General features: G+C 60.0%; 19 protein-coding genes. 9 read left to right on the forward strand and 10 right to left on the reverse strand.

Annotated features, from left to right (window positions below):
* Positions 1 to 170: 170 nt before the first annotated feature.
* The 6 genes from rpsO to rbfA form a co-directional block, all read right to left on the reverse strand.
* Positions 171 to 440 carry a 30S ribosomal protein S15 gene (gene rpsO / locus C8N31_RS10495; RefSeq protein WP_025049448.1) on the reverse strand — a complete coding sequence of 90 codons (270 nt, stop codon included), beginning with the start codon at positions 438 to 440 and terminating at the stop codon, positions 171 to 173.
* A gap of 201 nt (positions 441 to 641) precedes the next feature.
* Positions 642 to 1,151: a hypothetical protein gene (locus tag C8N31_RS10500; protein WP_146173124.1), complete on the reverse strand. Its 510-nt coding sequence runs from the start codon at positions 1,149 to 1,151 to the stop codon at positions 642 to 644.
* A 56-nt stretch (positions 1,152 to 1,207) separates the two neighbouring features.
* Positions 1,208 to 1,714 carry a DUF1643 domain-containing protein gene (locus tag C8N31_RS10505; protein WP_025049450.1) on the reverse strand — a complete coding sequence of 169 codons (507 nt, stop codon included), beginning with the start codon at positions 1,712 to 1,714 and terminating at the stop codon, positions 1,208 to 1,210.
* A gap of 7 nt (positions 1,715 to 1,721) precedes the next feature.
* Positions 1,722 to 2,627, reverse strand: a complete 906-nt coding sequence (truB, locus tag C8N31_RS10510) for a tRNA pseudouridine(55) synthase TruB (protein WP_025049451.1) — start codon at positions 2,625 to 2,627, stop codon at positions 1,722 to 1,724.
* A gap of 95 nt (positions 2,628 to 2,722) precedes the next feature.
* On the reverse strand, positions 2,723 to 3,460 hold the full coding sequence (locus C8N31_RS10515; RefSeq protein ID WP_025049452.1) for a phosphodiester glycosidase family protein: 738 nt from the start codon (positions 3,458 to 3,460) through the stop codon (positions 2,723 to 2,725).
* Positions 3,457 to 3,873, reverse strand: coding sequence for a 30S ribosome-binding factor RbfA (rbfA, locus tag C8N31_RS10520; RefSeq protein ID WP_025049453.1), 417 nt, complete (start codon positions 3,871 to 3,873; stop codon positions 3,457 to 3,459). The genes C8N31_RS10515 and rbfA overlap by 4 nt, the downstream gene beginning before the upstream one ends.
* A gap of 87 nt (positions 3,874 to 3,960) precedes the next feature.
* On the opposite strand from rbfA, the gene dapB reads away from it, so the two are divergent.
* Both dapB and C8N31_RS10530 read left to right on the forward strand, forming a co-directional pair.
* A complete protein-coding gene (gene dapB, locus C8N31_RS10525; protein ID WP_025049454.1) occupies positions 3,961 to 4,785 on the forward strand; it encodes a 4-hydroxy-tetrahydrodipicolinate reductase in 825 nt (274 codons plus the stop codon).
* Positions 4,786 to 4,920: 135 nt separating this feature from the next.
* Positions 4,921 to 5,277 (forward strand): hypothetical protein, encoded by a 357-nt coding sequence (locus C8N31_RS10530; protein WP_025049455.1) that lies wholly within the window; start codon positions 4,921 to 4,923, stop codon positions 5,275 to 5,277.
* A 16-nt stretch (positions 5,278 to 5,293) separates the two neighbouring features.
* Here the strand turns inward: C8N31_RS10530 and C8N31_RS10535 are convergent, their stop codons facing one another.
* Positions 5,294 to 5,497 carry a DUF1674 domain-containing protein gene (locus C8N31_RS10535; protein ID WP_025049456.1) on the reverse strand — a complete coding sequence of 68 codons (204 nt, stop codon included), beginning with the start codon at positions 5,495 to 5,497 and terminating at the stop codon, positions 5,294 to 5,296.
* A gap of 86 nt (positions 5,498 to 5,583) precedes the next feature.
* On the opposite strand from C8N31_RS10535, the gene C8N31_RS10540 reads away from it, so the two are divergent.
* Positions 5,584 to 6,858, forward strand: a complete 1,275-nt coding sequence (locus tag C8N31_RS10540; RefSeq protein WP_025049457.1) for an RsmB/NOP family class I SAM-dependent RNA methyltransferase — start codon at positions 5,584 to 5,586, stop codon at positions 6,856 to 6,858.
* Here the strand turns inward: C8N31_RS10540 and C8N31_RS10545 are convergent, their stop codons facing one another.
* A complete protein-coding gene (locus tag C8N31_RS10545; protein WP_231476886.1) occupies positions 6,859 to 7,596 on the reverse strand; it encodes a phosphate/phosphite/phosphonate ABC transporter substrate-binding protein in 738 nt (245 codons plus the stop codon).
* Between the two features lie 190 nt (positions 7,597 to 7,786).
* Between C8N31_RS10545 and C8N31_RS10550 the strand changes: the two genes are divergently transcribed.
* From C8N31_RS10550 to C8N31_RS10575, 6 genes are all read left to right on the forward strand, one after another.
* Positions 7,787 to 9,535, forward strand: coding sequence for a heparinase II/III family protein (locus C8N31_RS10550; protein WP_025049459.1), 1,749 nt, complete (start codon positions 7,787 to 7,789; stop codon positions 9,533 to 9,535).
* 16 nt (positions 9,536 to 9,551) lie between these two features.
* On the forward strand, positions 9,552 to 11,138 hold the full coding sequence (purH, locus tag C8N31_RS10555; RefSeq protein ID WP_025049460.1) for a bifunctional phosphoribosylaminoimidazolecarboxamide formyltransferase/IMP cyclohydrolase: 1,587 nt from the start codon (positions 9,552 to 9,554) through the stop codon (positions 11,136 to 11,138).
* Between the two features lie 15 nt (positions 11,139 to 11,153).
* Positions 11,154 to 11,651: a signal peptidase II gene (lspA, locus tag C8N31_RS10560; protein ID WP_025049461.1), complete on the forward strand. Its 498-nt coding sequence runs from the start codon at positions 11,154 to 11,156 to the stop codon at positions 11,649 to 11,651.
* Positions 11,652 to 11,702: 51 nt separating this feature from the next.
* Positions 11,703 to 12,206, forward strand: coding sequence for a DUF3035 domain-containing protein (locus tag C8N31_RS10565; protein ID WP_025049462.1), 504 nt, complete (start codon positions 11,703 to 11,705; stop codon positions 12,204 to 12,206).
* A 93-nt stretch (positions 12,207 to 12,299) separates the two neighbouring features.
* The gene (locus tag C8N31_RS10570) at positions 12,300 to 13,643 is read left to right on the forward strand and encodes a M16 family metallopeptidase (protein WP_025049463.1); all 1,344 of its coding nucleotides are present in this window, start codon (positions 12,300 to 12,302) and stop codon (positions 13,641 to 13,643) included.
* The gene (locus tag C8N31_RS10575; RefSeq protein WP_025049464.1) at positions 13,640 to 14,953 is read left to right on the forward strand and encodes a M16 family metallopeptidase; all 1,314 of its coding nucleotides are present in this window, start codon (positions 13,640 to 13,642) and stop codon (positions 14,951 to 14,953) included. The genes C8N31_RS10570 and C8N31_RS10575 overlap by 4 nt, the downstream gene beginning before the upstream one ends.
* Positions 14,954 to 15,054: 101 nt before the next feature.
* Here C8N31_RS10575 and C8N31_RS10580 read toward each other — a convergent pair whose 3' ends face one another.
* Together C8N31_RS10580 and deoC are read right to left on the reverse strand one after the other, a co-directional pair.
* Positions 15,055 to 17,397 (reverse strand): aldehyde dehydrogenase family protein, encoded by a 2,343-nt coding sequence (locus tag C8N31_RS10580; RefSeq protein ID WP_025049465.1) that lies wholly within the window; start codon positions 17,395 to 17,397, stop codon positions 15,055 to 15,057.
* A gap of 38 nt (positions 17,398 to 17,435) precedes the next feature.
* Positions 17,436 to 18,449 carry a deoxyribose-phosphate aldolase gene (gene deoC, locus C8N31_RS10585; RefSeq protein WP_025049466.1) on the reverse strand — a complete coding sequence of 338 codons (1,014 nt, stop codon included), beginning with the start codon at positions 18,447 to 18,449 and terminating at the stop codon, positions 17,436 to 17,438.
* Positions 18,450 to 18,552: the final 103 nt, after the last annotated feature.

Here is an 18,552-nt window from a genome sequence, read left to right on the forward strand (position 1 = left end):
GGCGGTGGGGGGTGGTTTGATTTGTTCGGCTTCAACTGGCCGGATTTGTTCTTTCCGGGGAAGCCACTTCGGAATTTTCGAAAAACCCGGGGCCGCGCGGCACAGCGCCCGCAACAAAAAACGCCCGGCTTGAACCGGGCGTTTTAAGTAACTCTGAGATGCGGCTGCGCTTAGCGGCGCAGACCCAGACGTTTGATCAGGTCCTGATAACGGGCCTCATCTTTGCCTTTGACATAGTCCAGCAGCTTACGGCGCGTCGCGACCATTTTCAAAAGGCCACGGCGACCGTGGTTGTCTTTTTTGTGGGTCTTGAAGTGCTCTGTCAGCGTGGCAATACGCGAGCTCAGAACAGCAACCTGTACTTCGGGCGAACCTGTGTCGCCTTCTTTGGTGCCGAAATCTTTCATCACGCGTGCTTTTTCTTCGGGCGTAATCGACATCGGGGTCTCCTTCATAGGATAAAGTGAAAAGGAATGGCGCAGGCCGGGATGTCGTCCAGCGCAGGCCCATGGAGATACCGCCCCCCGATGGGAATCAGCAGGCGATGGGCGCGTATAGGAAATCCGGAGGAGTTTGGCAAAGGGTATCTTCGTACACCGCTTGGCTTGTTGCACACCATTCAACGCTGTTCGCGTTCTACGTCAAACAGGCGCAAACCCCAGATCCCGCGCCACGCTGAGCGGGATAAGGGCAAGATCAGCTTCGGCCAGTGGGGCTGGCCCGCCAATTTGCGCCATCACGCGATCCCCCATCCGGACCTGCAACTGGCCGGTTTCTTCTGGGTCTTCTTGGATGTGAACTTGCGGTTCTGGCACGCTTGCATCGCTGTCGTCCCAGACAAAAACCAAGGCATCCTCGGCTGGCTCAAAGTCATGGATTTGCGCGGTTTGATCCTGCGCAATCCAATCGGCAGCATTTGCCGCAATTTCCGGCACAGGCGATGCGGCGTCTGGCGTCGCGGTTTGCGTCTGGGTCTGGGTCAAACAGGCTTGGCTTTGGTCCTGCTTCACGCTTTGAACCTCGTCCACTGCAACCACCTCGGCGGGCGCCACGGTGCCAACGCTTAACGCACTCATCAATCCGGCCATCCCAAACATATGCTTCCCGATCCGCTTGCCCATTTGCGCCGGCCCGTTTCCGGGTACCAGCATTCAAACCGCTTGGTAGCTTGGGGAGGTTAATACGCCTCTAAGGCGGGCCGGTTTATTCAGGTCCAGGGCACGGGCTGCTGCACATAAGGCAGGTAAAGCGGATGTTTGGGGTGGCCTTCTTTGGACAAGCCCAGATGGAACAGCGGCTTTGGCCCTGATCTGAGCATATCCGCGACGACCAAACCGCGATCTTGATGCGCGCCATGCACGCCCCAGGCTGCGATGATGCGGTCCGCCCATTCGGCACCATCCTTTAATATTTCGTCATTTTGCGGGCCTACGGGATCTGAGGCTGCCTTCATGTCGCGCGGGTCTGTGGCCCGCCAAGCAAAGATGTTGGTCACACGAAACCCGCCAAAGCCCAGCGTCCGCGCCCGTCTTTCACAGCGTTCAACCGTTGGATCGTTCTGCACCTCGGTTGCTGTCGACGGGTTCAACATCACAAACATCACCCGCTCGGTACCTGCGTCCCAGACACGGCTGAGGCTATAGCGATACCGCTCGCAGTCAGAATAGACCGCCGTGGAGGGCGCATCGCCCTTGGTATGGCTGCGGGTGATCACCGCGGCCTCAGGTGTTGAACACGCGGGAGGGGTGCAATTCGCCCGATTTGAACCGCCCAACGGCAACGGCCTTGCCCTCAAAAGAGGCCCAGCATTCATCGCCGTATTCCACGTCATGGGCGATCACCATGCCGGGATTACCATTGCGCAATCGCGTGGCCCCTTCGGCACTGGCCTTGACCTCGGGCAGATCACACAGGCCTTCTTCGAGTGGTAGCAGATGTTCGTCCAACTCGGGCGTGCGAGCCATTTCCTCAATCTGCTCGATTGTCAGGCCCTTGGCGGCCTCAAACGGGCCGGACCAGATGCGGCGCAACTCGCGCACATGGCCATAACAGCCCAAAGCCTCGCCCAGATCCCGCGCGATAGACCGGACATAACCGCCCTTGCCGCAGACCATCTCAAGCGTCACATGATCGGCATCGGGCCGGTCGGTCAACAACAGGCTTTCCACAAACAAGGGCCGCGCCGCCAGATCCATCTCTTCGCCGTCACGGGCGCGCTTATAGGCACGCTCCCCGTCGATTTTGACGGCGGAAAACTGCGGCGGCACCTGTTCAATGTCGCCGATAAACTGGCCAAGCGCCTCTTTGATCGCGGCATCATCGGGCCGCAGGTCAGACGTCTTGATCACTTCGCCTTCTGCGTCATCGGTATTGGTCGCCGCGCCCAGTGTGACAGTAAATTCATAAGCTTTCAGCGCATCGGTGATATAAGGAACCGTCTTGGTGGCTTCGCCCAAAGCCACGGCCAGAACACCGGTTGCATCCGGATCAAGGGTGCCTGCATGGCCCGCCTTCTTGGCGTCCAGCGCCCAACGGACCTTGTTTACCACTGCCGTCGATGTGGGCCCGGCGGGTTTGTCCACCACCAGCCATCCCGAGATATCCCGGCCTTTGCGTTTACGCGCCATGTTTGCCCCTTACTCGCTGTGCGCCTGCGCTATACAGAGTGAGGACCGCCCTGCCCAGAGGGGCAGGCAAATAATCCAGAACCGATTGCGCGACGTTACTTCGCGCTCTCCACCACACCGATGATCGGGCCAAGCGGGGTAAACCCGGCATCATCCCGGCCAAGCCCCGGCGCACGGATACGCGAGACATTGCCATCGAGATAAAGCGCATTGGGCAGTTTCAGGTGATCGCGGAACAAGCTGCCAAACTCGTGAAAGGTGACTGTGTTGTCAGAAATGACAAAAACCGCCCGTTTGCCATCTGCCGATGTTCCAACCCCGTTGCGGATATAACGTGACGTGCTGTCCGGCAGGAAACGCGGATGCAAGGCCCCGTCAATCACCAACATCGGGCCCGATTGTGTGGCGCCATAACACTGGGGGTTCTGCGCCAGATAGGCGCTTGTCTCAAACACATCGGCGCGGCTTTCGCGCAGACACAGGATACCATTCGGGAGCAACCCGAAGTTGCCCGGACCCGCGCTTGATATCACCCGGCGCTGCTGCTGGCCTTGTTCAATGTAGTGACCTACGGGCGCACGATCTTCATGGTACATGCCTGCGTTCATGGCAAAGCCCAGCTGTTTGCCCTGTTGGCGCAATACGCGGTCAATGCTGCCGAAATGACCGTAAAGCAGATCGTCACTGTCCCACAAAAACAGCCGCAGCTGTTCTTCGACGGGGGTCACTTCGCACAGGGTATAGGCATTGCCGTCGTAAGTTTCTTTGCGGCACTCCGCCGCCTGCGCCGCAGAGACGCACAGCAGCAGCGCAAATGCCGCCAGCCGGATCATGCCTCGCCGATATCGTCCGGCGCATCTGCGTCGCGGCGCACGACCTCTTGGTTCAGCATACGGCGGGTTTCGTCCATCTGGTCAAAGGTCTGATCCAATTGAAACCGCAGATCTGGCGAAAACTTCAAAGTCAGCTTTTTCGCAACCATGCGGCGCAGCTCACCCTTGTTGCGGGCCAGCAGTTGCAAAACCTCGTCCTGCCCCTGACCGCCCAGCGGCAAAACATAGGCCGTCGCGATCTTGAGATCGGGTGAGGTACGCACCTCGCCCACAGTGATCGACATGCGGTTCAACTCGGGGTCATGCACATCCCCGCGCGCCAGCACCTCGGACAAAGCCCGGCGGATGGTTTCGCCCACACGAAGCTGGCGTTGCGACGGGCCGGGGCCCTCATGAAACTTGTTCTTTCCCATGACCCCCATCTAGTGCGTCCCAATGGCTTTGCCAAGCGGGTGAAGGCAGGCTACACCCACGTCAAAGCGATGCAGGAGATCAAAGCCATGACCCAGACCACCGGCGTGACCATCACAGGAGCCTCTGGCCGTATGGGCCAAATGTTGATTGCGCAGGTCAATGCCTCGGACAAACATCATCTGGCTGGCGCGGTTGAACGCAGCGATCATCCATGGGTTGGCCTGGATCTGGGCGAGGTTATGGGCGGCGCATCAACGGGCCTCAAGGTCACGGACGATCCACTCGAAGCGATCGCCAAATCGCAGGCAATCATTGATTTCACCGCACCCGCCGCCACGCTGGAGTTTGCCGCATTGGCCGCGCAGGCCCGCGCTGTGCATGTGATCGGCACCACCGGCATGTCAGACGACGAGATCGCGGCGCTTGAGCCAGCTTCGCGTCATGCGGTGATCGTACGGGCCGGCAACATGAGCCTTGGCGTGAACTTGTTGACGCAGCTGACCAAACGTGTGGCTGCCGCATTAGATGAAGACTACGATATCGAAGTGATCGAGGCGCACCACAACCAAAAGGTCGATGCGCCCTCTGGCACCGCCCTGATGTTGGGTGAGGCCGCCGCCGAAGGGCGCGGCGTTGCACTGAATGATGTGGCCGACCGTGGCCGCGATGGCATCACAGGCGCCCGCAAACGCGGCGACATCGGTTTCACGGCGATTCGCGGCGGTGATATTGTTGGGGAGCACGATGTGATGTTCGCCGCCGCTGGCGAGCGGATCATCTTGCGCCATATCGCCTCTGACCGGTCGGTGTTTGCACGCGGCGCGCTCAAAGCTGCGCTTTGGGGGCAGGGCCGTGCACCGGGACAATACGATATGCTCGATGTTCTGGGGCTGAATGACACGTCGGGCTAAGCGCGTGGCCTTTCAGGTGATCTGACAGGGGAATTGCGGTCCAACAGTGCCCGATTTCCCAAAAAAATGTCCAAAATGAAACCAAACATGGTTTGGAAACGTATCTGTTTCAGAACTTCTCTTTGGAGGTGAGTGATGAAACGATTGATTGCGTTGGGCGCTGCAACGCTGATGGCTTTGGCAGGCCCGGTCATTGCGGATTTTCAAAAGGTAAGCAGCCGCGCTGAATTTGTGGCGCTTGTGGACGGCAAAACCCTGTCACGGCCCCTGGTGCGCCTACAGGTCAGTTCGGACGGACGGATCAGTGGGCGCGGGGCCACATGGGACATCAACGGACGCTGGCAATGGAAGGGCGGCTACCTGTGCCGCAGCCTTGAATGGGGCGGCGATGATCTTGGCTACAATTGTCAAGAAGTGCGGGTGAATGGCCAACGCATGCGCATCACATCTGATCGCGGTACAGGCGATTCGGCTGAGTTCAAGCTGCGCTGATCAAAACGGGCGCTGATCAAAAGTCGATCGCGATGCCCTTTTTCTCCCAATCCCCATAACGCACGGGCTCTGGACCGTCGCGACCGCCCAATTCGGGTGGCAGATCCAGTGCCTCCGCCTGTTTGCGGCGTTCTGCGGCCTCGGCCAATGCGCGTTGCGCGGCTGGAGGCAGGTCTGCCTGTGGCTCTTTGCGGTCCGATCTCTGCGCAGTCTCTGTCATGCTGTCCTCTTGAGGCATTCTGCGCATTGATATACGTGCCGATATGCCCACGACAACCCAAGACCCCGAATAGACAGGAAACCGCAATGGCAGACACAGGCGTTCAAGCCCGCAGAAGTGCGGTGTATATGCTGGATCAAATTCTGGGGGATGAGCCGCGTTTGATGTCCGAACTGCTGGCGGGTGGGGTGTTGGACAAACTGCCCCCCGATGACCGCGCCCGCGCCCAGCGGCTTGCCGTTGAAACTCTGCGCGGGTTGGAACGTGCGGATCGCCTGCTGCAAAAACACTTGAACAAGCAACCGCCGCTGACCATTCGCAATGTGCTGCGTGTCGGCACTGTTGAACTGTGCCAAGGCGGCGCTGCGCATGGTGTAGTGAATGCGATGGTCAATCTCGTATCAAGCCATAACAAATTGAGTCACCTCAAAGGCCTTACCAATGCGGTGCTGCGCAAAATCGCAACTGACGGCCCCGAGGCATGGGCCGCCCTGCGTGCCCCGCGCCTGCCCAAATGGTTGCGTGGCCCGTTGATTGAGGCATGGGGCCCAGATGCGATGGCGGCAATGGAAACGGCGCATTTTTCCGGTGCGCCGCTGGATTTGACCGCCAAGGGCGATGCAAAAGCATTGGCTGCGCTGGTGGGGGGAACTTTGCTGGAGACCGGCACCGTGCGCGTCGAAAACGCAGGCCAAGTGTCCGCAATGCCCGGTTTTGCCGAAGGCGAATGGTGGGTTCAAGATGCCGCTGCCGCGATCCCGGTACAGGTTTTGGCGCCCCAAAAGGGCGAAACTGTTCTGGACCTTTGTGCCGCGCCGGGCGGGAAAACGATGCAATTGGCCGCCGCTGGCGCAGAGGTGACGGCGGTTGATTCTTCGGTGCCTCGCATGGTGCGGGTCAAAGAAAACCTCGCACGGGTTGGTCTCACGGCCAAAACCCTGACCAAAGATGCCCGCGCAGTGAAAGGCAGCTTTGATGCAATCTTGCTGGATGCGCCCTGTTCGGCCACCGGCACAATGCGCCGCCACCCTGATTTGCCCTATGCCAAGGACGGGTCCGAATTTGGCGATCTGATCGAATTGCAGGGAAAGTTGATTGACCACGCTTGGACATTGCTCAAACCCGGCGGTCGTCTGGTGTTTTGTACATGCAGCCTGCTGCCCGACGAGGGTGAAGTGCAAGTGGACGAGGCACTGGAGCGGCACGAGGATATGACCGTGGACCGCGATGCCCTGAGGCGCGATGGTGTCTCGGAGGATTGGATCACCACCGAAGGCGGCCTGCGGTTGCGCCCGGACTTCTGGGCGGATCAAGGCGGCATGGACGGGTTCTACATCGCCTGTCTGCGCAAGGCGGGTTGATCAGCCTGCGGTCTCTGGCGGATTGTTGATCGCCAGATAGGCGGCATTGGGAATGTGGGTCAAACCCTTGAGGCAAAGCGCGTCACGGTCCGCTTGATCCAGCCCCGCGATCGCCGCCGAGACTGCGTCGTATGTCGCCTGCCGGTCGACACCAGCCGCCGCGATATAGGGCAGGCCGGGGGTCGGAGGGGTTTGGGCCAGAACCCGCAGATCAACTGCAAAATCATCGTATTTCTGGATCAATTCCCACGTCACCACGTCGAGCGCGGCAATATCTGCCCGCCCTTCCGCCACGGCGCGGGCCGAATTGAGATGCCCATGGCTTTGACTGCGGTTCTCAAACCAGAAACCATGCTTTTGGGCCAATGCATATGGCGCCGCATAGCCAGATTGCGAAAAGGTCTGATTATAGGTGAATAGCGCATCGCGATAGGCAGGCAGGTCTGTCCGCTGATCATCCGCCCGCACCACAATCACGCTGTTGTAATAGCCTGCATCACAGCCCTTTACGCCATAGTCCGGCGTGCCGATCAGCGTGACCTTGTCATGCAGCCATTTGCGGTAGGGCATGCCGCAGGTCTGGCTCAGCACCAGGTCATCGGCGGCCCAGACTTCAAATTCATCTCGGGTATTGTCAGGCTGATCCGGTGCCACGATGCCGCGCTGGGCGAGTTCCGCGCGGATCAAAGCCCAATACCGATCATGGGCCTGAGCATTCTCGGGGCGCAAATACATCATCAAGCTGGCAATCACGGGCAATCCTCGGCTGGTTTCAAGGTGCAGTTCTAACCGCGTCAAGCTGATCACAACAGCCCATTTGCGACCAAACCCGCCGATGCTACCCTACTGGGGCAAAAAGCGGTGACTCAGCGTCTTGTGCGGGCTATGCTTGCGTCAAACGCCGTCAGAGCGTCAAGGGCAGCGAGATATGTTCAATATGACCAGCTTGAAAGCGCGCAAGGCGCGGTTTCTCAATCGGTGGCACGCCCGCGCGGCGACCCGCACCCGTGCGCAGGTCAAAGGATTCGTGTCATCACCTGAGCCCCGCACCATCGGATCGTTCGCCCGCGGGCGGCAATTGATCGCGGGCAATTTTCTGTTTGCCGGAACTTTGGTGAATGCGCCCGGCCAGTCTATGTGGGCGATCGACCCGCCAGACGCGAATTATGCCGCTGAACTACAAGGGTTTTCCTGGCTTGATGATCTGGCCGCATTGGGCGATCCGGCGGCGCGGTCTGCGGCGCAGGACTGGCTTTGGGGCTGGATCGAGACCTATGGCAAGGGCAAGGGGCCGGGGTGGACACCTGACCTGACGGGCCGCCGTTTGATCCGTTGGATCAACCACGCGCTGTTCGTGCTGCGCGGTCAGGAAGCGGCACAAAGCAAAGCATTCTACCGATCCCTTGAACAACAGACCCAATTCCTCTCCCGCCGTTGGCGGGGCGCGGCACCGGGTTTGCCGCGCTTTGAGGCGCTTACTGGTTTGATCTACGCCGGTCTCGCCCTCGAAGGGCAAGAGGCGCTGGCCGATCCCGCGATCAAAGCGCTGGCCCGCGAATGCAGCATTCAGATCGACGATCAGGGCGGTTTGCCCACCCGCAACCCCGAAGAACTGCTGGCCGTGTTTACCCTTCTGACTTGGGCGGGCGCGGCACTGCATGATGTTGGCCGCACGCCACCCCGAGAACACCTCGCTGCGATTGAACGGATCGCACCCACCCTGCGCAGCCTGCGTCATGCCGATGGCGGTTTGGCGCGGTTCCACGGCGGCGGGCGCGGTGTTGAAGGCTGGCTTGACCATGCGCTGGCCGCCTCCAACGTCCGTGCAACGCAGCCCGAAGGCCTTGCCATGGGGTATGCCCGCTTGTCCGCAGGGCGCACCAGCGTTGTGATTGATGCAGACACGCCGCCGATTGAGGATGCCTCGGTGAATGCCCATGCCTCGACGCTGGCATTTGAATTGACCTCCGGTCGTCGCCCGTTGGTCGTGAACTGCGGATCGGGCGCGTCTTTCGGCCTTGAATGGCGCCGAGCAGGGCGGGCAACGCCCTCGCATTCCGCCTTGTCGTTGGGCGGGTTTTCCAGCGCCCGATTGGCCGAACCGGATCGCCATTCAGGTCTGGAAGAGCTGATCGAGGGGCCAACCCATGTGCCGGTTGAAATCAGCAGCGCCCCCGATGGCCTGCGGTTTCAGGGCGGTCACAACGGCTATGTCAAATCCCATGGTTTGACCCATGCCCGCACGCTTGAACTCACGCTGGACGGTCGCGGGATTGCCGGCGAGGATATGCTGCTGGCGATGGAGGATGGCGACAAGCGACGCTTTGACGCGGCGCTGGACGCGGGAGAGCTGAAAGGCTTGCGCTTTGACATCCGTTTCCATCTGCATCCGGATGTGGATGCGACGCTGGATTTAGGCGGCGCGGCTGTTTCGATGGCGTTAAAGAGCGGGGAAATCTGGGTTTTCCGCCATGACGGGGCGCATAACCTTTCGCTTGATCCGGGGGTCTATCTTGAGACAACCCGCCTCAAACCCCGCGCGGCACAGCAAATTGTCCTAACCGGGATGGCATTTACCTATGCCACACGCATCAGGTGGTCCTTGTCCAAAGCGCAGGAAACTGCGATTGGCGTGCGTGATCTGTCTATGGACGATCCCTATTCTGATGACGACTGACCAAAGGACCACTGCCATGCCTGATTTTGCCCCCGTCAAACGCGCCCTCCTTTCCGTTTCCGACAAGACCGGGTTGGTCGAACTGGGCAAGGCATTGGCCGGGCACGGCGTTGAATTGCTCAGCACAGGCGGCACCGCCAAGGCGCTGCGCGAGGCGGGTCTCGACGTTAAAGACGTGGCCGAGGTCACCGGCTTCCCCGAGATGATGGATGGCCGGGTAAAGACGCTGCATCCGGTGGTGCATGGTGGTCTGCTGGCCCTGCGTGACAATGATGATCACGTTGCCGCGATGAACGAACACAACATTGGCGGCATTGATCTGGTGGTGGTCAATCTCTATCCGTTTGAGGCCACCGTAGCCAAAGGCGCCGAATACGCCGAGGTGATCGAAAACATCGATATCGGCGGACCTGCGATGATCCGCTCTGCCGCCAAGAACCATGGCTTTGTCAACGTTGTGGTCGACACCGAAGATTATGCCGCCGTGATCGCCGAACTGGAGGCCAACAGCGGCCAAACCTCCTATGCCCTGCGTCAGCGACTGGCACAGACGGCTTATGCCCGTACCGCGGCCTATGACACCGCCGTCAGCACATGGATGGCCGCGCAGGTGGATGCCACACCGCGCCGCCGCACCTTTGGCGGCACCTTGGCGCAAAGCCTGCGCTATGGCGAAAACCCGCATCAGCAGGCGGCATTCTACACCGATGGCACAAACCGCCCCGGCGTGGCGACCGCGCAGCAGCATCAGGGCAAGGAACTGTCCTACAACAACATCAACGACACCGATGCCGCCTTTGAACTGGTCAGCGAATTTGCCCCCGCGGGCGGTCCGGCCTGCGCGATCATCAAACATGCCAATCCCTGCGGTGTGGCAACGGGGTCAACCATGGTGGAGGCCTACACCCGTGCTTTTGATTGCGACCGGACATCGGCCTTTGGTGGGATCATCGCATTGAACCAAACATTGGACGGGGAGACCGCTGAAGCGATCAGCGGGATCTTTACCGAAGTCGTGATTGCCCCCGGCGCTGATGCGGATGCGGTTGCCGTGTTTGCCAAAAAGAAAAACCTGCGCCTGCTAACCACCGATGGTCTGGCCAACGCCGGTGCCGCGCAATTGGCCGTGCGCCAAGTGTCCGGTGGTTTTCTGGTGCAGGACAAAGATGTGGGCCGGATCACGCGGGATGACCTCAAGGTTGTGACCAAACGCGCGCCATCTGATCAGGAACTCAGCGATCTGTTGTTCGCCTGGACCGTGGCCAAACACGTCAAATCCAACGCGATCATCTATGTCAAAGACGGCGCAACCGTAGGGGTTGGTGCAGGCCAGATGAGCCGCGTGGACAGCACACGCATTGCTGCCCGCAAAGCACAGGACATGGCCGAGGCGATGGGCCTGCCCGCGCCGCTGACCCAAGGGTCGGTTGTGGCCTCTGATGCGTTTTTCCCTTTTGCGGACGGTTTGATCACCGCCGCCGAAGCGGGCGCAACCGCGCTCATCCAACCGGGCGGCTCTATGCGCGATGACGAAGTGATTGCAGCGGCGGATGAGGCGGGTCTTGCGATGGTCTTTACCGGCATGCGCCACTTCCGGCATTAAGACAGAGGGCGGCAGATGCGTATCTTTTATTGGGCCGGATTTGCCGCCTTCTTGCTGGACCAGATCAGTAAGTACATTGTGATCCACCTGATGGATCTGTCGCGCATCCGCGCGATTGACGTGATGCCGCCGATCCTCAATTTCCGGTACGGCGAAAATCGCGGGATCAATTTCGGCATTCTGGGTGATGCCCCTGATGCCAGCCGCTGGGTGCTGATCGGGTTGGCTCTAGTAATCTGCCTTGGCGTGTATTTTTGGATGCGCCGGGCCAAGACCGGCGTTTTGGCGCAGATCAGCGCCGGATTGCTTGTCGGCGGTGCTTTGGCAAATGTCGCGGACCGGGTCATCTATGGCTACGTTTTGGATTTTCTGAACATGTCGTGCTGCGGCATCAACAACCCCTTTGTTTTCAACGTTGCGGACATCTTTATCTTTGCGGGCGCTATCGGTTTGGTCTTTTTTGTCGATGACCCAAAAAAGGCTGGAAAAGCGACTGCGAAAAAACATAAGTGACATTGCCCACCTGCCTGCGATATTGAAAGGCAGACCCATAGGAGACGACCCATGCGCCGTATCGCTTTGATTGCCCTGATCCCGCTGGCCCTTGCGGCTTGCTCCAATCAGGGATTGAGAGATCTGCGCAGCTCTTCTGATGGGCCGGATGAGTTTATGATCCAACCGGTAAAGCCGCTTGAATCTCCGGACAACTACGCAACGCTGCCTGCGCCGACACCGGGCAAAGCCAACCTGACGGACCGTTCTGCGCTGAATGAGGGTGTGCAAGCCTTTGGCGGGCGTCCGCAATCGGCGGATGCGGGTATCCCGGCCAGCGACGGTGCATTGGTGCGTCACGCCAGCCGCAATGGGGTGTCGGCCAACATCCGCGAGGAACTGGCCGAGACTGACGCCAAGTTCCGCAAGCGCAAGGCGCGGTTCACCCAGTTCCGCATCGTGCCTGTGGATCGCTACAATCAGGCGTACAAACGTCAGGCTCTTGATGCCGACAAAGAGGCCCGCCGCTGGCGCCGCGCCGGGGCACGCACCCCGTCTGCACCCCCGGCAAATTGATCAAGTGTCATCGCTGAAAGTGCAGATCGCCCCTTGATTGTACGCGCAACCCGCGTACCTAAATGCACAAGCGAAACATTCAAAGGACGCTCCATGTTCAAAGCGCCGATTTTTGCGGCCTTGGCGGCGGTTTTCCTGCCGTTTGCCGCAGGCCATGCCACTGCCAACGAAGCGGTCAGCCATTTCACCCTTGAAAACGGGATGGATGTGGTCGTGGTCGAAGATCACCGCGCCCCGGTTGTGCAACAGATGGTCTGGTATCGCGCCGGATCTGCGGATGAGCCGAAGGGCGCATCAGGTGTTGCGCATTTTCTGGAACATTTGCTGTTCAAAGCGACTGACAAAATGGATTCGGGCGAGTTTTCCGCGACCGTGGCCGCAAACGGCGGGCGCGACAACGCCTTTACCAGCTATGACTACACTGCCTATTTTCAACGTGTGGCGGCAGACCGTCTGGAACTGATGATGCGGATGGAAAGCGACCGGATGCGCAACATCCGCCTGACGCCTGACAACATTCGCACCGAACGCGACGTGATCTTGGAAGAACGCAACCAGCGCACCGAGAACAATCCATCCGCCCTTCTCAACGAACAAATGAACGCAGCGCAGTATCTCAACCACCGCTACGGCGTGCCCATTATCGGTTGGAAACACGAGATGCAGACACTCGATCTGGATGACGCGCTTTCGTTCTATGAAACCTATTATAGCCCGAACAACGCCATTCTGGTGGTCTCAGGTGATGTGGAGCCCGAAGAGGTCCGCGTTTTGGCCGAGAAGTATTATGGCGTGATCCCGGCCAATCCTGATCTGCCCGAACGCCTGCGCACCGAAGAACCGCCCCAGAACGCGGAGCGGCGGCTGGTTTTTCGCGATCCGCGCGTAGCACAGCCCTATGTCAGCCGGTCCTATCTGGCCCCGGAGCGTGATCCGGGCGAACAGGAAAAGGCCGCTGCATTGACCATTCTGGCGGAAATCCTCGGGGGTGGCACGACCTCTTTCCTCGCCGAGAAGATGCAGTTCGACACGCAGGTCGCGACTTACACGGCGGCCTATTATCGAGGCAGTTCCCTTGATGACACCACGTTCAATTTCATCGTTGTTCCGGCAGAGGGCGTCACCCTGCAACAGGCCGAAGATGCCCTCGATGCGGCGCTCGCGGATTTTACCGAGACCGGCGTTGATGCTGAGCAACTTGACCGGATCAAACTGCAAATCCGGGCCTCGCAGATCTATGCCCGCGATGACGCCGACAGCGTTGCCAACCGTTATGGCCAGGCGCTGGCGATGGGGATGACTGTGCAAGACGTGCAAGACTGGCCGAATGTGCTTGAGGCCGTAACCGCACAGGACATCATGCAGGCGGCCGGCGAAGTTCTGGACCGGCGGGCGTCCGTCACCGGATGGCTGATGAAAGCGGAGGCGGCCCAATGAGACTGATTTTTGCACTGATCCTGACAGCACTGGCCAGCCTGCCTGCCCGCGCCGAAGTGGACATTCAATCCGTCACCAGCCCCGGCGGGTTGACCGCATGGCTGGTCGAAGAACCTTCGATCCCATTCGTCGCACTGGAAATCCGGTTTCGCGGGGGGGCGTCACTGGACCGGCCCGGAAAACGTGGGGCGGTGAACCTGATGACGGCGCTGCTCGAAGAGGGGGCTGGCGACATGGACGCCCGCGCCTTTGCCCGCGGGGCAGAAGTGATTGCCGCCAGCTACGATTTTGATGCCTCCAATGATGCGGTGGCAATTTCAACTCGGTTTTTGACTGAGAACCGGGCGGCATCGGTGGCCTTGCTCAAGGCCGCGTTGCAAAAGCCGCGCTTTGACGAAGAGGCCATCGAACGGGTGCGGCGGCAGGTGTTGTCGATCATCCAGTCTGATCAGAAAGACCCCGATGACATCGCCAGCCAGACGTTCAACCAGATTGCCTATGGCGATCATCCGTACGGCTCGTCCCTGAATGGCACCTTGGAAAGCGTTGCGGCACTGACACGCGATGACCTGTTGGCGGCACACAGCGATGTTTTGGCCCGCGACCGGATCTATATCGGCGCGGTTGGCGACATCACACCCGAAGAGCTGGGCGCATTGGTGGACGATCTGCTGGGCGATTTGCCTGCCACTGGGGCCGACATGCCGCGAATGGCAGAGGTCACCATCCCCCCCGGCGTGACGGTGGTGGATTTTGCCACGCCGCAATCCGTTGCGATCTTTGGCCAGAAGGGGATCAAGCAAGACGACCCCGACTTTTTCGCCGCGACCATTCTCAACCATGTGATCGGCGGCGGGTCGTTCGAAAGCCGCCTGATGAGCGAGGTGCGCGAGAAACGAGGGCTGACCTATGGCGTCTACTCCTATCTGGTGCCGCGCGATCTGGCAGAGGTCTATATGGGCAATGTCAGTTCCGCCAATGACCGAATTGCGCAGGCCATTGCCGTGATCCGCGAGGAATGGGACAAAGCGGCGGCTGAGGGCATCACCTCGCAAGAGCTGCAGGATGCCAAGACCTACATCACCGGGGCCTATCCTTTGCGGTTCGATGGCAACGGGCCGATTGCGAATATCCTTGTGGGGATGCAGATGATCGGCCTGCCGATTGATTACATCCCAACGCGCAATGACAAGGTTGAGGCCGTAACGCTGGAGGACGTGACGCGCGTTGCGGGGGAACTGCTTGACCCTGAGGGGCTGCACTTTGTTGTTGTGGGGCAGCCCGTGGGGGTCGAGAGCACGGGCAACTGAGCAGCCTGCCCAAAATGAGGCGCTAAAGCGCCACACGATATTGGTTCTGGCCATGGGCCAGAACGCTTTTTTGAGTTTTTCTTGCCAAATGAAGGCAGGGATTACTCCCCGTAGGGCACCCAGATGTTTTTGACCTCGGTTGCGGCTTGCAGGAACTCCCGCCCTTCGCCAGCGGTCCCGTGCCAGTCACGGGCGATACCGTTGTTGACCCATGTGCGCTTGAGGTTATGCGCGGATCCCTTTTCGATGATCCCGCTCAGCTCACCTGCGCCGAAGGACCAGACCGCATCGACATCCATGTGCCGCGCCAGCGGATCGGCGATATCTGATTGCGGGCCTGTCAGGATGTTCACCACGCCCGCAGGCACGTCGGAGGTTTCAAGCACTTGCACAAAGTCGGTTGCGGACAGCGGGAAGGGCTCGGAGGCGGACAGGATCACCCGATTGCCCATGGCGATGGCAGGTGCCATGCAAGAGATCAGACCCAGAAGCGGCGCCTCGGCGGGGCAGAGCGCGCCAATGACGCCCACGGGTTCCTTCATTGCCAGTGCAACACCGCGGATCGGAACGCCGTGCACCTGACCGTCGTATTTGTCGGCCCATGCGGCATAGGTAAAGAGGCGGCGCACGGCGGCGTCTACTTCTTTTGCGCCGGATTTGCCGCCCTGCATCGCATCGAGGCGGCTGGCAAATTCATCGTGACGGGCGGCGAGATTTTCGGCGATGTAATAGAGAATTTGTGCCCGCATGTGGCCAGTGGTTTTTGACCAGCCCTTGGCGGCTTGTGCCGCTTCGACCGCGTTGCGGACATCTTTGCGATTGGCCAGCGATGCATGGCCCAGCAACGCGCCTGATTTGCCCCAGACCGGTGCAGAATAGCCACCGTCAGGCCGCGCCTGTTTGCCGCCGATGTAAAGCTTGGCGGTGCGGTCCACCGGATCGGCTGGTGCGCCTTCACCGGTGAAGGCATCAATGGATTTGAGTGGTTTGGCATTGCCTTTAGGCTTGGTGTAGGCGCTGAGCCCTTCCCAGCCGCCCTCGCGGCCAAAGCCGCTTTCGCGCACGCCGCCAAAACCGGCAGCAGCATCCATCAGATTGGTGCCATTGATCCAGACGATGCCGGCGACCAGCTTGGGGGCGATATCCAGCGCCAGGTTGACGTTTTCGGACCAGATTGTCGCCGCCAGCCCATAGAGGGTGTTGTTGGCCAGCTGCACTGCCTCGGCAGGGGTGCGGAATGTCGTGGAGACCAGAACCGGGCCAAAGATCTCTTCTTGCATCAAGGTATCGGCGGGGTTCAGTCCGGTGATCAATGTGGGCGGGTAGAAACATCCTTCGGCGGGCATCTCTGCATCGGACACAAAACGTTCGCCTGCGGTATTGGCCTCGACCATGCTGGAGACCGATTGCAGTTGCACCGGATCGACCAAAGCGCCAACGTCGATGCTTTTGTCCAGCGGACTGCCGACGCGCAGTTTGTTCATCCGGGCAAGGAGTTTGGCATAGAAACGGTCCGCGATGGGTTCATGCACCAAAAGGCGCGATCCGGCGCAGCAAACCTGCCCCTGATTGAACCAGATGGCATCAACCAGACCTTCGACCGCGCTGTCGAGATCGGCGTCGTCAAATACGATGTAGGGGGATTTGCCGCCCAATTCCAACGTGAGGGCCTTGCCGCTGCCGGCGGTGGCTTCGCGGATGCGGCGGCCCACGGCGGTGGAGCCGGTGAAGGCGATCTTGTCCACGTCGGAGTTGACGATCATTTCGCCCACGGCGCCGTCGCCGGTGACGATATTGACCACACCCTTGGGCAGACCCGCCTGACGGCAGATGTCGGCAAAAAGAAGGGCGGTAAGCGAGGTATATTCCGCCGGTTTCAGCACCACGGTGTTGCCCATCGCCAGCGCTGGCGCGATCTTCCATGCCAACATCAACAGCGGGAAATTCCACGGGATGATCTGACCGCAAACGCCCAAAGCTTCGGCATCGGGCAGTTCACTGTCCATCAGCTGCGCCATGCCTGCGTGGTAGTAAAAATGCCGCTGCGCCAATGGCACGTCGATATCGCGGGCCTCGCGGATCGGCTTGCCGTTGTCCATCACCTCCAGCACCGCGAACAGGCGGCTGTGTTTTTGCAACAAACGCGCCAGCGCATAGAGGTATTTTGCACGGCCATGTCCACCAAGCGCGGCCCATTTCGGCTGGGCCTTGCGGGCCGCTTTGACGGCGGCGTCCACATCGGCCTGGGTGGCCTGTGACAGCGTTGCCAGAATTTCGCCTGTTGCCGGGTTCTTGCTGTCGAAACCATCACCGGCCTTGGTGAACGCCCCGTCGATGAAATGGCCAAACCGGTCGCCTTGATCGACCAGCCATGCCAATGCTTCGGCGGCGGCCTCGGGGGCGGTGCCATACTCCATGGTTTCAAAGATGTCAGCGACGCTCATAGTTCACCCTTTTCAAAAGTCTTGGTCCAGCGCTTGGCTTAGCTTGTGGCGTGGCGGTATCCGGCGGAATAGCTGCCGGTGACGTGGTGTTCGAGTTGCCGCTCGATGTCATTGAGCAGCGAGGACGCGCCAAACCGGAAGAGGTCCGGCTCAAGCCAGCGATCGCCAAGCTCTTCTTTCATCAGCGCCAGATAGGTGATCGCGTCCTTGGCCTTGGAAATGCCGCCCGCTGGTTTGTAGCCAACGCGAATTCCTGTGCGGTCGTAATAGTCGCGAATGGCGCGGATCATCACCAGACTGACGGGCAGGGTGGCGTTGACACTTTCCTTGCCGGTCGAGGTCTTGATGAAATCGGCACCGGCCATCATGCACACCAGACTGGCACGGGCAACATTGCGCAGGCTGCCCAATTCGCCGGTGGCAAGGATCGCCTTGACGTGCGCATCACCGCAAGCGGCGCGGAAGGCTTTCATTTCGTCGTAAAGCGCCTGCCAATCGCCGGTCAGGACATGACGGCGCGAGATCACGATGTCGATCTCGGCGGCGCCTGCCTCAACGCTCATTTCAATTTCGCGGATACGCAATTCGAGCGGGGAAAGACCCGCAGGAAATCCGGTAGACACCGCCGCGATGGGGATATTTGTGCCTTCCAGGGCGCGTTTCGCGGCCGGGATCATCTCGTGATAAACGCAGACGGCGCCGGTTGTGATCGGCTTCATCCCCAGTGCATTCAAAAGATCAGGCGCAACTGGTTGGCGGGCCTTGGCGCAAAGGCGCGCCACCCGGCGTTCGGTGTCATCTCCTGACAGCGTGGTCAGGTCAATACAGGTGATCGCACGCAAGAGCCACGCCGCCTGATGGGCCTTTTTCACGGACCGGCGGGCAGGCAAAGTCGCGGCACGGCGTTCCACGGCGGAGGTGTTCACCTGCACGCTGCGCACCCAGTCGAGGTCAAGCGGCATACCGGGATTGCGCGGTTCCGTGACCTGCGGCAGATGCGCGTCGGTTGTTGTCGCGTCAGTGGTTTTTTTATCGGTGAGCTGGGCGGCCATGGGGCATCTCCGGTTCGAACAGATGGTCAAATTGCCACGGGCGGCAGGGGAATAGCAAGATGCCCTGCCGCGCGGTCACAAATGTATCAAAATGGGCAAAACC

The sequence above is a fragment of the Sulfitobacter mediterraneus genome (assembly GCF_003054325.1).
Taxonomy (GTDB): domain Bacteria; phylum Pseudomonadota; class Alphaproteobacteria; order Rhodobacterales; family Rhodobacteraceae; genus Sulfitobacter; species Sulfitobacter mediterraneus.

Bases quoted from the DNA above. Each gene is read 5' to 3' on its own strand.
- rpsO (WP_025049448.1), bottom strand. From the start codon at position 440: ATGTCGATTACGCCCGAAGAAAAAGCACGCGTGATGAAAGATTTCGGC.
- C8N31_RS10500 (WP_146173124.1), bottom strand. From the start codon at position 1,151: ATGCTGGTACCCGGAAACGGGCCGGCGCAAATGGGCAAGCGGATCGGG.
- truB (WP_025049451.1), bottom strand. From the start codon at position 2,627: ATGGCGCGTAAACGCAAAGGCCGGGATATCTCGGGATGGCTGGTGGTG.
- C8N31_RS10515 (WP_025049452.1), bottom strand. From the start codon at position 3,460: ATGATCCGGCTGGCGGCATTTGCGCTGCTGCTGTGCGTCTCTGCGGCG.
- rbfA (WP_025049453.1), bottom strand. From the start codon at position 3,873: ATGGGAAAGAACAAGTTTCATGAGGGCCCCGGCCCGTCGCAACGCCAG.
- dapB (WP_025049454.1), top strand. From the start codon at position 3,961: ATGACCCAGACCACCGGCGTGACCATCACAGGAGCCTCTGGCCGTATG.
- C8N31_RS10530 (WP_025049455.1), top strand. From the start codon at position 4,921: ATGAAACGATTGATTGCGTTGGGCGCTGCAACGCTGATGGCTTTGGCA.
- C8N31_RS10535 (WP_025049456.1), bottom strand. From the start codon at position 5,497: ATGACAGAGACTGCGCAGAGATCGGACCGCAAAGAGCCACAGGCAGAC.
- C8N31_RS10540 (WP_025049457.1), top strand. From the start codon at position 5,584: ATGGCAGACACAGGCGTTCAAGCCCGCAGAAGTGCGGTGTATATGCTG.
- C8N31_RS10545 (WP_231476886.1), bottom strand. From the start codon at position 7,596: ATGATGTATTTGCGCCCCGAGAATGCTCAGGCCCATGATCGGTATTGG.
- C8N31_RS10550 (WP_025049459.1), top strand. From the start codon at position 7,787: ATGTTCAATATGACCAGCTTGAAAGCGCGCAAGGCGCGGTTTCTCAAT.
- purH (WP_025049460.1), top strand. From the start codon at position 9,552: ATGCCTGATTTTGCCCCCGTCAAACGCGCCCTCCTTTCCGTTTCCGAC.
- lspA (WP_025049461.1), top strand. From the start codon at position 11,154: ATGCGTATCTTTTATTGGGCCGGATTTGCCGCCTTCTTGCTGGACCAG.
- C8N31_RS10565 (WP_025049462.1), top strand. From the start codon at position 11,703: ATGCGCCGTATCGCTTTGATTGCCCTGATCCCGCTGGCCCTTGCGGCT.
- C8N31_RS10570 (WP_025049463.1), top strand. From the start codon at position 12,300: ATGTTCAAAGCGCCGATTTTTGCGGCCTTGGCGGCGGTTTTCCTGCCG.
- C8N31_RS10575 (WP_025049464.1), top strand. From the start codon at position 13,640: ATGAGACTGATTTTTGCACTGATCCTGACAGCACTGGCCAGCCTGCCT.
- C8N31_RS10580 (WP_025049465.1), bottom strand. From the start codon at position 17,397: ATGAGCGTCGCTGACATCTTTGAAACCATGGAGTATGGCACCGCCCCC.
- deoC (WP_025049466.1), bottom strand. From the start codon at position 18,449: ATGGCCGCCCAGCTCACCGATAAAAAAACCACTGACGCGACAACAACC.